This window comes from Sphaerisporangium sp. NPDC049457, from assembly GCF_055586705.1.
In genome coordinates this window covers 74,569-88,851 of record NZ_JBVJHR010000024.1, presented here as the reverse complement: position 1 = coordinate 88,851, position 14,283 = coordinate 74,569, and the positions used below count along the sequence as shown (strand labels likewise).

The 14,283-nt window shown below is 72.8% G+C and carries 12 protein-coding genes; 6 read left to right on the top strand and 6 right to left on the bottom strand.

Going from position 1 to position 14,283, the window contains the following annotated elements; translation table 11 throughout:
• Positions 1-24 precede the first annotated feature (24 nt).
• Both ACZ6QO_RS31995 and ACZ6QO_RS31990 read right to left on the bottom strand, forming a co-directional pair.
• The gene (locus tag ACZ6QO_RS31995) at positions 25-3,168 is read right to left on the bottom strand and encodes an ATP-binding protein (protein ID WP_465856197.1); all 3,144 of its coding nucleotides are present in this window, start codon (positions 3,166-3,168) and stop codon (positions 25-27) included.
• A gap of 205 nt (positions 3,169-3,373) precedes the next feature.
• Complete coding sequence (locus ACZ6QO_RS31990; RefSeq protein ID WP_465856195.1) at positions 3,374-5,320, bottom strand: hypothetical protein; 1,947 nt, start codon at positions 5,318-5,320, stop codon at positions 3,374-3,376.
• A 206-nt stretch (positions 5,321-5,526) separates the two neighbouring features.
• Between ACZ6QO_RS31990 and ACZ6QO_RS31985 the strand changes: the two genes are divergently transcribed.
• Genes ACZ6QO_RS31985 through ACZ6QO_RS31975 form a run of 3 tightly spaced genes read left to right on the top strand, consistent with a single transcriptional unit; the run spans position 5,527 to position 7,801 of the window.
• Entirely contained in the window at positions 5,527-6,195 is a 669-nt protein-coding gene (locus ACZ6QO_RS31985) for a hypothetical protein (RefSeq protein ID WP_465856193.1), read from the top strand.
• Positions 6,195-6,983, top strand: a complete 789-nt coding sequence (locus ACZ6QO_RS31980) for a hypothetical protein (RefSeq protein WP_465856191.1) — start codon at positions 6,195-6,197, stop codon at positions 6,981-6,983. Before ACZ6QO_RS31985 ends, ACZ6QO_RS31980 begins: the two co-directional genes overlap by 1 nt.
• Entirely contained in the window at positions 6,980-7,801 is an 822-nt protein-coding gene (locus ACZ6QO_RS31975) for a hypothetical protein (protein WP_465856189.1), read from the top strand. Before ACZ6QO_RS31980 ends, ACZ6QO_RS31975 begins: the two co-directional genes overlap by 4 nt.
• Here the strand turns inward: ACZ6QO_RS31975 and ACZ6QO_RS31970 are convergent.
• Positions 7,765-9,123, bottom strand: coding sequence for a hypothetical protein (locus ACZ6QO_RS31970; protein WP_465856187.1), 1,359 nt, complete (start codon positions 9,121-9,123; stop codon positions 7,765-7,767). The two genes, ACZ6QO_RS31975 and ACZ6QO_RS31970, sit on opposite strands and share 37 nt — an antisense overlap.
• 218 nt (positions 9,124-9,341) lie before the next feature.
• On the opposite strand from ACZ6QO_RS31970, the gene ACZ6QO_RS31965 reads away from it, so the two are divergent.
• From ACZ6QO_RS31965 to ACZ6QO_RS31955, 3 genes are all read left to right on the top strand, one after another.
• The gene (locus ACZ6QO_RS31965) at positions 9,342-10,076 is read left to right on the top strand and encodes a hypothetical protein (RefSeq protein WP_465856185.1); all 735 of its coding nucleotides are present in this window, start codon (positions 9,342-9,344) and stop codon (positions 10,074-10,076) included.
• Between the two features lie 95 nt (positions 10,077-10,171).
• Complete coding sequence (locus tag ACZ6QO_RS31960; RefSeq protein ID WP_465856183.1) at positions 10,172-10,744, top strand: hypothetical protein; 573 nt, start codon at positions 10,172-10,174, stop codon at positions 10,742-10,744.
• Positions 10,741-11,598 (top strand): hypothetical protein, encoded by an 858-nt coding sequence (locus ACZ6QO_RS31955; protein ID WP_465856181.1) that lies wholly within the window; start codon positions 10,741-10,743, stop codon positions 11,596-11,598. Before ACZ6QO_RS31960 ends, ACZ6QO_RS31955 begins: the two co-directional genes overlap by 4 nt.
• Here the strand turns inward: ACZ6QO_RS31955 and ACZ6QO_RS31950 are convergent.
• The 3 genes from ACZ6QO_RS31950 to ACZ6QO_RS31940 form a co-directional block, all read right to left on the bottom strand.
• The gene (locus ACZ6QO_RS31950; RefSeq protein ID WP_465856179.1) at positions 11,543-12,946 is read right to left on the bottom strand and encodes a hypothetical protein; all 1,404 of its coding nucleotides are present in this window, start codon (positions 12,944-12,946) and stop codon (positions 11,543-11,545) included. The two genes, ACZ6QO_RS31955 and ACZ6QO_RS31950, sit on opposite strands and share 56 nt — an antisense overlap.
• 198 nt (positions 12,947-13,144) lie before the next feature.
• On the bottom strand, positions 13,145-13,447 hold the full coding sequence (locus ACZ6QO_RS31945) for a DUF1416 domain-containing protein (protein ID WP_465856177.1): 303 nt from the start codon (positions 13,445-13,447) through the stop codon (positions 13,145-13,147).
• Positions 13,444-14,283: a sulfurtransferase gene (locus ACZ6QO_RS31940; protein WP_465856175.1), complete on the bottom strand. Its 840-nt coding sequence runs from the start codon at positions 14,281-14,283 to the stop codon at positions 13,444-13,446. Before ACZ6QO_RS31940 ends, ACZ6QO_RS31945 begins: the two co-directional genes overlap by 4 nt.

Here is a 14,283-nt window from a genome sequence, read left to right as displayed (position 1 = left end):
AAAGTGCCCCTCCCGAGCGCCCCGTCAGTCCATGAAGGACAGTTCGGCCTGGTGCTCGGCGCCGCCCTCGAACGGCAGGACGAAGCGCCGCGGCCAGGACAGGACGGTCTCCAGCCAGGCGGCCCCCATGGTCTGGGCGATGTGCCGCACGCGGTCGCGGGGCTCGACGCCGATGGCGACGGTGGCGAAGTCGCGCTCGACGCCCTCGTGCTCGTCGTCGCCGAGCAGCACCCGCCAGGCCAGGGCGCGGTTGCGGTCCATCTCCATGGACAGCGGGTGGTGGCGCAGCGCCTTGGCGCGGTGGCCGAGCAGCTCGGTGCGGGCCATGGCATCCCCCTTGCCGGACCCGTTCCCCGGCACGTTCCCCGGCCCGTTGCCCGGCCCGTTGCCAGGCCCGTTCAGGCCGGGGTGCGGGTAGGGACGCCCGGTGGGGTCGGTGCCGAACAGGGCGTACTCCATCGCGGGCGCGGGACTGCGCAGGTTGGGGGCCGGACGGCCGTACGGGAACAGCCTGTCGACCTCGTGCACCCAGCGGACCTGCGGGATCACCCACGCGGCGCCCGGCCGCTCGCCGGCCGCGGGCTTGGCGTCCCCGGACGGGCCGAGCAGGCCGGCCGCCACCTCGGCGGCCTTGACCGTGAGCAGGGCGGGGTCGTAGAAGGTGCGCAGCGACCACGCCCTGCGGGCGACGGCGCGTTCGACGAGCGTCGCGAGCAGGCACTCGCGGCGCCGGGCCGGCAGCTCGGCCCAGATGTCGGCCAGCACGCGCGGCACGCCCGGCAGCGACCGGTTGGTGCAGAAGGCGAGCACCACGGTGTCGGTCCAGATGCGCAGCCACGCCCACTCGGGCGCGTCGGCGAGCAGGTCGGCCTCGCGCAGCTCGAACAGCGTGCACGCCTTGCCGGTGGTGCACTCGTGCCCGCACGCGGCCGACCTGCGTCCGCGGATCGGCGGGATGGGGCCGAGGAGGGTGTGCTCGCGGTCCTCGCCCAGCGGCACCTGGATGCGCAGCGGGCGGTCCATGCCGTCGGCGAAGACGGCGGCGATGCCGGGCTGCAGCGAGACCACCTGGCGCGACTGCTCCTCGCTGAGGTTGATCGCGGCGCCGACCAGCCTGCGGTCGTCCTCGGCGGGCAGCCGGTGCACGACCTTCAGCGCGGTGTTCTTGACCACGTCGGCGATGAGCTTGGTGGGGATCTGCTCGGCCACGACGATGCCCTCGCCGTACGCGCGGATCTCGGCCAGCATGCCGGCGAGCAGTTCGACCGCGTGGGTGCTCGCCCGCTGGGAGCCGCGGTCGCGCAGCAGCCGGTGGGCCTCCTCGATGACGATGACGTGCTGGAGCCCCTTGGACTTCTCCTGGCGGGCGCGCATGCGCAGGTGCTCGACGATGCGGATGATCAGCGTGCCCATGAGGAACGCCTTGTCCTCGTCGTTGGCGACGTCCTCGATGGCGAACACCACGTTGCGCTGGAGCAGGCCGCCGATGTCGGCCGGGTGGCCGCCCTCGAAGAACCGGCCGGCCGAGCCGACGCGCAGGCTGCGCAGGCGCAGGCTGATGAAGCCTTCGACGTCGGCCTGCACCTCCCTGCCGTACCCGATCTCCTGGATGACCTCAAGGGCCTGCGCCTGTAACTGCTCCAGCGTCGGCACCGCCGGCTGGACGGCGGCGCCGGGGATGCCGCCGCCGGTGACGACGTCCCAGCCGTTGGCCTCGTACACCCGCTGCAACGCCAGCGACATGATCTGCGGGAACGGCTCCTCGGCGTCGAAGGCCGCCATGAACAGCGCGCGGACCATGTCGATGTGGGCCTGCACCGGGTAGCCGGGCTCGGGGGCGAGCGGGTTGACGCTGAACGGCACGTTGTCGGGCGCCGAGGGGTTGATCACGGTCAGCGGGGACAGGTGCTCGACGCGGCCGGCCATCGCGGCGTACTCGGACTTGGCCGGCTCGATGGCCAGCCACGGAATGCCGGCCTCGGTGAGCTGCTCCAGCAGGTGGCGGACGGTCTGCGACTTGCCCGACCCGGTGGCCCCGGTGACGAACGCGTGCCGGTTGAGCGTCGCCAGCGGCACCCGGAACGAGCCGACCGCGCGGTCCTGCCCGTCGATGATCGCACCCAGGTCGAGCACCGGCTCTCCGGTGCTGCGCACGTCGGCCTCGCTGGTGACGTCGAAGAATCCCGCGTCCAGCACGCGCACGCCCGGGACCTCGCGGCGCGGCAGCCCGGCCAGGGCGGCCAGCGCCCCGGCGGTGGCCGCGAACGGCGCCGCGGCGCCGTCGGCCGGATCCTGCAGGGTGACGCCGAGCGCCTCGGCGAACCCGTACAGCGGCTCGCCGGTGGTGGAGCGGCCGAACCCGGCCAGGATGGGCAGCGACAGGGCGCTGCGCAGCCGGTAGGGGTGGTGGCTCATCTCGACCGACCCGACGAGCACCGGGGCGATCTGGCGCAGCTCGTCGGGGCCGGCCGCGCCGGCCAGCACGCGGACGTTCCACAGGCCGGCCTCGCGGAAGGCGTCCAGCTCCTGCATGCGCCGTTCGGCCCGTTCGGCGTCGAAGCGGCTGCGCTCGGAGGCGTCGCCGTACTGGCGCAGCACGTTGAGCTGGGTGCGCAGGTGGGCCACCTCGGCGTCCAGCAGGTCGGTGGGCTCGGCCACCACCAGCCAGGCGAACGGGCGCGACATCAAGGTGACCAGCGTGGACTCGAACAGGGTGGGGCGCAGCAGGTCGTCGGGGCCGGGCTCCCTGCGGCCGGCGAGCGGCGGCGCCTGGCGGCCCGGACAGGGCGTCCAGGCGAGGTCGGCCAGGTCGGCGAGCCAGTCGTCGCCGATCTCGACGCCCCGGGCGCCGCCGGGGAACAGCAGCGGCTGCGGGCCGTGCGGCGGCTCCTCGACGGTGGCGCTGGACGCGCGGCGCGGCGGGCGCGGCGGGGTCAGCGGGCCGGCGTTGGTGATCAGTTCGAGGGGCGCGCCGGACCCGCGCGACAGCCAGCCGATGACGAACGGCCGGTTGCGCTGGGCGGCGGACAGCACGGCGGGCAGCACGGTGACGAAATCCCACTCTGCCGACGAGCTACGCGAGGGGGCGGTGATCGCCTGGATGCGATACCACGGACCACTCAGCGGGAACGGCGCGCTAGGCGCTGCGGAGGACACGCTTGCCTGCATATCAAGCTCGAATCCGTTCGGCCACCGGCGTTTGCCAGGGGATTACCTCTTCAATGCCTTCTTCTCCCGTGCGGCCCCTCCCGGACGGCTCCCGGGACGGGCGGGGTCACCGGCCGCGCGCCCGGACCGCCGCGCCGGCGGGGGTCACCGAGCGCGCGCCCGGGTCGCGTCCCCGGCGGGGGTCACCGGGCCCTCGCCGCCGGGCTCACGGGGTCCTCCTCCAGTCGAGCCGCTCCGGCGGAGGGCCGAGGTTGGGCGGGAAGGGGTCGGCCTCGGGGTCCGGTTCGGGCTCCGGCGGGGCGAGCATGACCCGGCGGACCTCCTCGAACTCCCCCAGAGTGGTCTTGGGGAAGGTGAGGATGGCCGGGTTGGCGTCGGCGAGCCGCACCTGCCGTCCCTCGGCCGTCGCGTGCGTGACGATGACCGAGGTCGTCGGCAGCTGCTGGAGCTGGTGCGGTTCCACCAGGAACTCCCGGCTGCGGTGCAGCACGCGCTCCTCCCCCATCGCCTTGCTGGCCTGGCGGCCCCACTCGGTCGACTCGGTGATGCTCTCTTTGAGGTCTCCCTCGTCGTCCTTGTCCGCCTCCTCGTGCCCGGCGCGGCCGGCGCCCTCGCCGACCGTCGAGGTGTAGGAGCCGTTCAGGCCGTCCACGGTGGGGCCGATGGTCTCGGTGAGCTGCGCCAGTTCGAGACGGTGCTCGGTGCCCATGTGCTCGCTGGCCACCCTGGCGTCCTCGGCGTTGCCCAGGCGCATGAACGCGACGGCGGCGTGGCCGCGGCCGAGGCGCTCTCTCACCGTCGGGGTGAGCGAGCGGTAGGTGAGCACCAGGCCGGTCTGGGAGGTCTCGCAGGCGTCCATCAGCCGGTCGAGCACGTCGCCGCGCAGCTTGTCCGCGCCCGCGACGATGATCGTGTGGTACCAGGGGCGCTCGGAGGCCGGTGACTGCCGCAGGATGTGCGTCAGCGCGGTGGCGACGTAGGTGCCGAGCACGCGGTTGCCGAACACGCCGGCCTGGCGGTCCATGGAGACCACCCGCAGCCGGGCCGGCGGCAGCCGCACGGCCTCGGAGCCGAGCGTCTCCAGCTTGCGCAGCTGGGACTCAAGGGCCCAGGCGCGCTCGATGACCACGCGGTCGGTGACGCCGCGGCCGAACAGGGTGCCGATGCGTTCGAGCTGGGTGGCGGTGAGCAGGCCGTACCGCAGGTCGTCGCGCGGGTCGCCCACCTGGGCCAGGGCGCGCAGCGCCGCGGTGACCTGGTTGATCGTGGCGTTCTCGCCGAGGACCTCCAGCACCCGTTCGAGGATCGCGTTGTCGAAGCTCAGGTCGCGGGTGGTGCGGTGCTCCTCGCTGACGCTCACGACGTGCGCGAGCACGTCGGCGAACGCCTCGGGGGGCAGCGTCGCGCCGAGGTCCAGCCGCGGCAGGTCGGTCGGCAGCACCCAGACCAGCGGGTCGTCGCCGCCGCGCCTGGCCAGCTCGATGAGGTCCTTGGCGATGGCGCCCTCGGACAGGTCGAGCACGGTGAGGTGGCCGCCGCTGTACAGGCGGGTGGCGCCGAGCAGGGTGATCAGCGCCGACCAGCCGGGCAGGGTGCCGCCGGCGACGTCGATGCGGTCGATCTCGTCGGGCACGGCCACGGCGTACCAGGTGAGCTGCTTGTCGTACTGGTCCTTCTTGGCGGCCCAGTCGCGGTAGCGGGCGGCGTGCTCCTCCTGGGCCAGGAACAGCTCGCGCTCGCGCTGCTCGCGCTGCCTGCCGGCCCGCGCCTCCTGCTCGCGGACGCGCGAGCGGAGGGCGCGCTCGCCCTGGTGGACGGCGTACCCGCAGATGGCGGCGATGCCCCCGGTGGCGACCAGCCCGATGACGACGAACGGCCAGCCCATGATCTCGCCGACGCCGAGACCGAGGATGAGCACCGCGAGCAGGGCCATGAAGATGCCGACGATCTTCACGGGACGGTTGAGCAGGTCTTCCTGAAGGCGTTCTCTGCGCACCCACGCGGGATCGACGGCGGCGGGCTCCGCGGGGGCCTCGGCCGGCGAAGGGCGCTTGGGGGGCGGCCCGGGGTCGGGGAACAGCATCGCGTACTGCCAGCCGAGGTAGATCCGGTCAGCCTGCAGCTGCGCATGCTCCGGGTGCACGTCCGCCACCGGACCTCCACCTGATCAAGGGTCGCGCCTGCCGGGAAGCTCACCGGTGTGCTCGCGCGGCCCGCTCTCCGACTGTGACAGCGTATGAGCTGGGCACCGCATTCGGGCACGGTTCTCGCCATTCGGACCAGATTCCTGCCCGCTTGACCATGCGATTGGGACGAACGAGGCGGACGGGACAGAGGTAGCGATTACGATCGTGTGGCATGACGTCGTCCACCGTTGGTCGCGGCCGCCGTCGTCGACGCCCGATCCTGGTGCCGGCCGTGGTCCTGCTCGCCGCCGCCGGCCTGGGAGCCACCGCCGCCCTGGGCGGCCTGCGGCAGGCCCCCGTCCAGCCGCCTCCGGGACGTGGAGCGGGCCAGGAGGTCGACCAGGACCTGTTCCGCACGAAGATCGAGCGGGCGGTCGTGCGGTCCGTGCCCACCGATCCGGACGATCGCGCCGCACCGAAGGAGTCCGTCCTGGAGCTGAGTCTGCGGGTCTACAACGAGGCGCGGACGAGCGTGCCGCTGGTGTGGCTGGAGGACTCCCTCCTGCGGATCGCGCCGCCGCAGGGGGACCCGTTGAAGAGCCCCGCCGGCGGCGAGGACGCGGGGAAGTGGCGGTTCGGCGACGTCGTCCCCGCGGAGGGCGTGCCCGGCAGGCTGCTCCCGCCCAAGCGGACCTCCACGGTGGTGATGCGCTTCCGGTCCAACGCCGGCGGCGACGAGCCGCCGCCTTCCTTCCCTGAGTCGCTGATCGTCGATCTCGGCCGCTACGAGAACCACGAGGACGCCTTCACCGGGCGCCACCGGGCCCGACTCGTGAGCGGCGAGGACGGCAGGCCCGTGGTCGCCGCGCGGGTCACCCTGCCCGTGCGCGAGGAGGCGTGATGATCCAGCGGACCACGGCGCCGCCGGACGGCACCGCGAAGGGCACGTCGGAGGGCACTGCGGAGGGCACGTCGGGCGCGGCGGCGGTCGCGGAACCGGAGAACGCCGGGCGACCGCGTCCCGGCTCGCGCGCCCGCCGGGCGGGGCGGCGGCTCGGCGGCGGCGTGGCGGCGCTGGCCTTCGCCGCCGCGGCCGTGTACGCGCACACCTACGTCATGGACAAGGACGCCCTGGACGCGCCGCTGACCACGCACGCGGCGGCCGGGGCGGTGGCCGAGACCGGATGGTTCAGCATGCGGCTGGAGCGCGTCGTCACCACCAGGACGATCCTGCTGGCGAGCCCGTCCGGCGACCCGGCCGCCGGGACGGAGACGATCGAGGAGACCGGCCGCGTGCACACCCCGGACGTCTTCGTGGTCGCCACCGTCCAGGCCACATCCGCCGACGAGCCGCGGTGGCTGAAGGACGCGACGCTGCTCACCCGCGACGGGCTCGCCTACGCCACCACCGACCGGGTGTACGACCTCTACACGCGGACCGGCCACGCCGTGCAGCACGGCTGGTGGTCCGAGCTCACCTATGTCTTCGAGGTGCCGAAGGAGGCGCTGCCCGGCGCCGCCATCACGGTCACCGCGCCGTCCGGCAACGGGATCCACGACGACATCCATCCCGGCCGGTACGACCAGCTGCTCCCGGAGGCCTCTCTGTCCCTCACCGCCGACGACGCCGCCACCGGGCGGCTGCTGGACGAGATGCAGGACTCGGTGCGGCTGGTGGCCGGGCTGTGAGCCGCGACCGCGGGCGCGACCAGGCGCCCGAGCCGGAGGAGGAGCCGTTCGACGCCTTCGCCCCCAACCCGCGCAACTCCCCCGCGGACGGCGGATCGGTCACCTCGACGGGTTCCTGGGAGGCGTTCCCGACCACGTTCCCGATCCCGGTGGTCAGGCCGGACGACCCGCCGCCCCCGTCGCTGTTCACGCCGGCGGCCGACCGCGAGCCGGAACCCGCCGCACCGAAACCTGCCGCACCGAAACCTGCCGAGCCGAAACCTGCCGAGCCGAAGTCCGCCGCCCACAGGTCCGCCGAGCCCGGGTCCGCCGAGCCGCCGGGGCGCGGCCGGCTCGTCCGGGCGCTGCGCGGGGCAGGCCTGCTGGCCGCGGCCGCCGGGCTGGTCGCGGGCACGGTGGGCGTGCAGTGGTGGGACAAGTCGGCCTGGGTGGCCGACCGGTACCCGTCCGCGGCCGTCACCGACGTACGGCGCGGCCAGGAGGCGACGATGCGCGGCGTGCGCTGGAAGGTCGGCGTGACCGCCGGCCCGCAGGCGCCCGGGCAGGACGCCGGCACCGCGTCCCTGGTCGCGGACGTGCGGGTGACGCCCATCTCGACGACGGAGATCCAGCGGTCCTTCCCGCCCCGGTTCACCATGCGCGACCGGGCCGGGCACGTGTGGCTGGCCGGCCCCGAGGAGACGCCGATCCGCTCGGAGCTCCAGGTCGGCCGGCCGGTGCGGATGAAGGTGGTCGCGGTCGTGCCCGAGCGGCTGCGGGACACGGCCGAGCTCGTGCTGAGCTACTCCGATGGGGAGACGCTGCGCTTCGCCCGCTGACGGGTCGCCGCGATGTCGAAGGCGGCGGCGCACAGGCACAGCGTCAGCGTGGTGAAGATCAGCTCACGCCCGAAATGCACCGGGATCTGGTAGACCTCCCAGTCGAGCTGGCGGTGCGCCGTGCCGATCAGGTGGTAGACGCCGCGCTCGGCGTAGTCCATGGCCACGCTGAGCAGCACGTGGCACAGGCACAGGAGGGTGAACAGCGGAGCGCCGCCCCGCAGGGTCAGCCGCAGGGCGTGCAGCAGCGGCGGCCAGCGGTCGAGGCCGGTCCGCGCGGCGAGCAGGCCCGCGCCGCTCCGGGTGAGCCGGTGGGCGCGCCGCCCGGCCCTCGTGCCGGCTCCCTCCAGCGCGGTGCCCCTGACCACGTCCCGCGCGCCGTCCGCGTACGCCCCGCACACCAGGATGGCGAGGGTCAGCAGGATGAGCGGCGTCAGCACCGCGCCGCCGAGGTGCGGGCGCAGCTCGGCGATGCGCTCCATCGCCGCCTGGAAGCCGGGCACCGCCTGTTCCAGCGCGGCCCAGCGCTCGTTCCACCAGGTCACGGCCACGCGCCGGCTCAGCCACTCCGACCGTTCGCCGATCCAGGTCACGACGAGCACCGCACCGTAGAAGGTGTACGCCAGTTCCAGGAACGCGACCGCGAGGGCGAGTCGCGGCCCGCCCCGGCGGTGGTGGAGAGCCGACACGACGTAGCGCAGCACCAGGGCGACGCCGGTGAAGACCAGGGCGATCTTCACGTCGAGGACGAGGCCGGTGCCGGCGTCGGGCGTCACCGGCGGGACCGGCGGCCGCCCGCTCGCCTCGCCGAGGGCGTTCTCGACGCCCGCGGCCCAGTAGCTGTCGTACTGCTCGGCGTAGCGGTCCAGATCGGCGTTCGCGAACCGGCGCCAGTCCGCCGTGTGCCATCCCCAGGCCAGGTAGACGGCGACGTAGGCGATGATGGCGCGGCCGAGCGCGGTGAACAGCGGCTCGGGGGCCCGGCCCTCCGCCCGCCCGGCGGCGGTCTCGGTCAGCGCCCCGCGCACGGTGTGCAGCATGCCGACGGTCACGATCATGCCGAGCATGACCATGACGATGAACAGGAACATGGCGCCGGCCTGCCGCCACTCGCGGTGCGCGCCGTGCGAGAGCTCCGACCCGGCCACCAGCAGGCCGAACCGCCCCAGCTCACCGGCGGTGAACCACAGCACCAGCGGCGCCAGGCACCGCAGCCACAGCGCCAGCGCGTGCGACGGCAGCCCGTACGGCGAGCGCCGCCACCATCGGACGGCGCCGGACACGGGCCGTGACCCAACCCCCAAGGTCAACGAATCGGACATCCTGCGCATGGTATCCATGGCGTCGCAACCCTCGCAGGGCATCACCGCAATGCGGTATCAGGGCACCGCGCGGTTAGCCCCGCCGCCGAACGCGCGGGGTGGTGACACGATCACCCTCCGGTGATTTGCCGTTTATGTGGCCGTCTACAGGTGTCTGGTGTGTATCTATGGGACTAAGGAGACGGAAGGGGATCACGTACCGGCTACCATCCTTTGCCATGATGTCCACCCCTCCTCGCGGCGTCCGGCGCAGGCGGCCGGTCCTGATTCCGGCCGTCGTCGTCCTGGCCGCCGCGACCGTGGGAGTGAGCGCCGCCTTCGGCGGCCTTGAGCAAGCCCCTCAGAAGCCGGTGGAGCGGCTGGGCAAGGGCGCCGAGTTCGACCAAGGGCAGATGCGCACCGTCTTCGAGGACGCCGTGGTCCGCTCCGGCGCCAAGTACGGGATGGGCGCCGCGAGCAAGCGCTACCTCCAGATCATCCTGAAGGTCACCAACCAGGCGGACCGCACGATCCTGGCGCAGACGATGGACAACGCGCTTCCCACCGTGCGCGCCGACGCCACGACGATCAAGCCGGCGGCGAAGCCGGGCGGCTCGGGGCCCTACATCAGGTCGATCTCCCAGGAGCGGCCGTACTCGCAGCTACACCCGGGCGTGCCGACGACCGTGGTCCTGTCCTTCGAGATGGAACCGGGCCGGCCCGTGCCCGAGAAGGTGCGCATCGACGTCGCCACCTTCGAGTGGCACGAGGACTTCTTCAACCAGACGCACAACTGGCAGAGGGTCGACGAGGAGCCTCCTGTGACGTCGGCGGCGCCGAAGACGACACCCACGCCGGCTCCGTCGTCCGCCGAGACGGGACCTCCGCGGCTCGGTCTCGCGGAGCCGCAGACCCGGCACAAACCTGTGGTGGCCGCGCAGGTCGATCTCCCGGTGAGAGTGGAGACCCCTTGATGGCCCTCTCGTCTGACTTCGTGCCTCCGCCCGCTTCGGCGCCGCCGCGGCGGCCGGAGCCGCGAGGTCCGCGTCCCCCCGCGTGGCGCCGCGTCGTGGCCGCCGTGATCGGCGTCGCGCTGGCGCTCGGCGCCGTCTACCTGCAGACCTTCGTGATGACCGTGGACGAGAAGATCGCGCCGGTGACCGTCTCGGGCGGCATGCGCGAGAACCTGGTGACCGGCCGCTTCTCCGCCCGGCTGGAGCAGGTCGAGTTCGCCCGCTCGGTCCGGGTGAAGAGGACCTACAGCACGGACGAGGCGACGACCGAACAGATCTTCCTCGTCGTCAAGGTCGGCGCCACCTCGCCGCGACGGCCGACCAAGCTGGTGCCCCACCTGATCACGGCGGACGGCCTGCGCTTCGAGGCGACCGACAAGGTCAACGAGACGGCGACGCTCAGCAACAAGTGGATTCAGCCGGGGTGGTGGCGCTCAGGGCTCTGCTTCTTCGAGATCCCGCCCGACGAGGTCGCCGGCGCCCGGGTGGTGGTGTCCGAACCGATCAACTCCATCTTCTACGGCGACCAGTACATGCCCGAAGTGTCCATGGACCTCGGCCTGGACCAGGCGAAGGCCCGCGAGGCGATGAACGCCGCCAAGGACGGCTACGAGGTGAGCGGCATATGAGCGGCCCCAATCCCAACGACACCGGCGTGTGGCGGCCGCCCGCCGCGGAGCCGTCGTGGTTCACCCCCGCCCCGCGCATGCCCCGGCCGGACACCCGGGTCTGGCCTCCTCCGGCGCCGGAACAGGAGGAGCCGCGAGGGTCCTCGACGGTGCCGATGCCGGCGGTGGAGAGCGGGCCGGTCGCTGGCCGGCGCCCATGGCCGCCGCCCGCCGCCCCGGCCGGCGCTCCCTCCGCCGATCCTGCCGCCGGGCCGTCCCCCGGCGCGGCGCCGACCGGCCCCGCGGCCCGTCCGGGGGCCGAGCACGCCGCCTCCGCGGCCTCTCCTCGGGGACGTGGCCGGCGGATGTCCAAGCCGGTGAAGATCGGCCTGCAGTTGCTCGGCGCCGCCGCGCTCACCGCCGCGCTTCTCGGTGTGCGGTACTTCGACGCGACGGCCCGGTTCGAGCGGGACAATCCGGTCGCGCAAATACGCGAGGTGCCCCCAGGCCGCACCGCGGACTTCGAGAACGCCCGCTGGCGCCTGCTGAAGATCGAGCCCCTCGCGAAGCAGCCGGAGAACACCACCCCCGGCACCGTCATGCTGCAGATCGACCTCGAAGGCACCCCGCTGAACGAGCGCGGCACCTTCTACACCACCACACCGCCGTACTACTACGTGGGTGACTCGTCGGGCCGCACCTGGATGGCGCTCACCTGGAAGGCGCCGGAGAAGCTCACCCAGGGCGTGCCCGCGCGCTTCACGCTGCTCAGCTCGGTGCCGAAGGACGTGGCCGGGCAGGTCGAGCTGCTGCTGTGGCCTAACTCCTACGTGGGAGAGCGGGAGTGGGGTCCTGCTCTGCGCTTCGCACGCTGAGCGCGGCGGCGGCCCGCCGCCGCCGCTCGGCGCCGGCCGCGATGTCGAACGTCGCCGCCAGCAGGCAGACCATCAGCACGGTGCGGGCGAGATCGACGACGAAGCCGACCGGAACGAACAAGACGTCCAGGTACAGCGTGGGGTGGTCGCCGCCGAGGAGGTAGACGGCGCCGCGCCAGGCGTAGTCCATCCCCACGTGCAGCCCGACGAAGCACAACGCGAAGTATCCGAACAGCGGGGCCCCGCCCCTGACCGTCAGCCGGACGGTGTGCAGCAGCGGCACCCAGTCGGCCCACCGGCCGAAGAGCCGGACCAGGGTGCGGCGGGTCAGCGAGTGCGTTCGCTCGTTCAGCGCCGTCCCGACCTGGGCGGCCACGCCCTCCAGCCGGGTGCCCCTGATCACGGCGCCGGCGTCCTCGGCGTAGGCGCCGTACATGAGGATGGCGACCGTCAGCCACACGGCGGGCAGCACCAGCGCGTCCCAGGCGTACGGCAGGGCGGCGCCCACCAGCTCACCGAGAGCGGCCAGGCCCGGAACGTGCACCCACAACTGGTCGAGGACGTCCTGCAACCAGATCCAGCCGACCCGGTGGTCCAGCCAGCCCCCCACCCATTCGCTGCGGGAGGCGACCACCTGCACGCCGTAGTAGAAGAAGGACAGCTCGCAGAACGCGACGGCCAGCGCCGCCACCCTGCTCTGGTCGCGCTCGTACCAGAGGGTGAACAGATAGCGGCCCAGGAAGGCCGCACCCATGATGGTCAGTGACGCGGTGAAGCTCAGGCTGGTGAGGATCCGCGCCGTGTCCGGGTTGGCTCCGCTCAACAGGTCATAGAAGGCGCCGCCCGCGCCCTTCTCGTCCACCTGGCGCTGGATGTCCATGCCGAGGAAGTCGCGCACGTCGTCGACGTGCCAGCCCCAGGCGAGGTAGAGCGCGACGAAGGGGATGATGACCCTGCTCAGGCTGTTGACGAACCCGTCGTCCGCGTCGTCGTCGGCCCGCCTGGCCCGCATCTCCCACAACGCGCCGCGCAGCGAGTAGAACATCCCCACGAAGACGACCAGGCCGGCCATGACCATCACGATGAAGACCAGCATGGTCAGCGCGTAGCGCAGGTCCTGCATGGAGCCCCGGGCGATCTCGGTGCCGCCGACCATCAGCCCGAACCGCACGAGCTGCCCGGCCGAGTACCACATGACCAGCGGCAGGACGCACCGCCCGGCCAGGCGCAGAGCGTGCAGCGGAAGCGCGTACAGCGACGGCGTCGACCTGCGCGCTTGCGGCGCTTGGGGCGCCACCGGGCCGGGCGCCGGGCGGGAGGGGGCCGCCACCGCCGAGAAATCAGACATCCGGCACATGTTATCGATCAGGCGGCGCCGCTCGCAGCGTTGTGCCCAACAGCGATGCGCGTCCGTGTCCCACCGTCGGACCTGGTGGCGGACGAGCGCGACGGCGGGCTTCCCGGCTCGCCGGAGGAGGCCCCGCATGCCGAAGGGCCGGCCATCCCGCGGTGGGATCGCCGGCCCTCAGGTCGGAGCGCGGATCGGTCAGACGGTGACCTGGAGCTGGGAGACCTCGCCGAGGCGGGCCTCCACGGCGACGTCCTTGGTGACGCCGCCGCCCGCGATGATGCGGACCGTCCAGGAGCCCGGCGCGGCGAAGAAGCGGAAGACGCCCTCGTCGGACACGACCACCTCGCCGGTGAACTCGCCGGAGTCGTCGAGCAGGCGGGCGTAGGCCGGCCCGCCGCCGGTGACGACGCCCTGGATGACGGCCTGCGTCGACAGGTCGATGCCCGCCGGCAGGGCGACGGTCTGTTCGGGTGCGGCGCACCCCTGGATGGTGGTCATCGGGCCTCCCCAAGCTCGATCGGCACGCCCACGAGCGAGCCGTATTCGGTCCACGAACCGTCGTAGTTCTTCACGTTCGGCTGGCCGAGGATCTCGTGCAGCACGAACCAGGTGTGGGCGGAGCGCTCGCCGATGCGGCAGTAGGCGATGGTGTCCTTGTCGAAGTCGACACCGGCCTCGGAGTAGAGCGTGCGCAGTTCGTCGTCGGAACGGAAGGTGCCGTCGTCGTTGGCGGCCTTGGACCACGGGATGTTGCGCGCGGTCGGGATGTGGCCACCCCGCTGCGCGGCCTCCTGCGGCAGGTGGGCCGGGGCGAGAAGCTTGCCGGTGAACTCGTCGGGCGAGCGGACGTCGACCAGGTTGAGCTTGCCGATCGCGGCGACGACGTCGTCGCGGAAGGCGCGCAGCGAGAGGTTCTGGTCGGCGGCGGCGTACTGCGTCTGGGGACGCGACGGCACGTCCTTGACCAGCTCGCGGGAGTCGAGCTCCCACTTCTTGCGGCCGCCGTCGAGCAGGCGGACGTTCTCGTGGCCGTAGAGCTTGAAGTACCAGTACGCGTACGCGGCGAACCAGTTGTTGTTGCCACCGTAGAGGACCACGGTGTCGTCGTTGCCGATGCCCCGAGCCGACAGAAGGGCCTGGAAGCCCTCACGGTCCACGAAGTCGCGGCGGACCGGGTCCTGCAGGTCGTTCTTCCAGTCGATCTTCACGGCGCCACGGATGTGGCCCTTGTCATAGGCGCTGGCGTCCTCGTCGACTTCGACGAGCACGACGCCAGGAGTGTCGAGGTTGGCCTCGACCCAGTCGGCGTCCACCAGTACGGCGGAGCGGCTCAT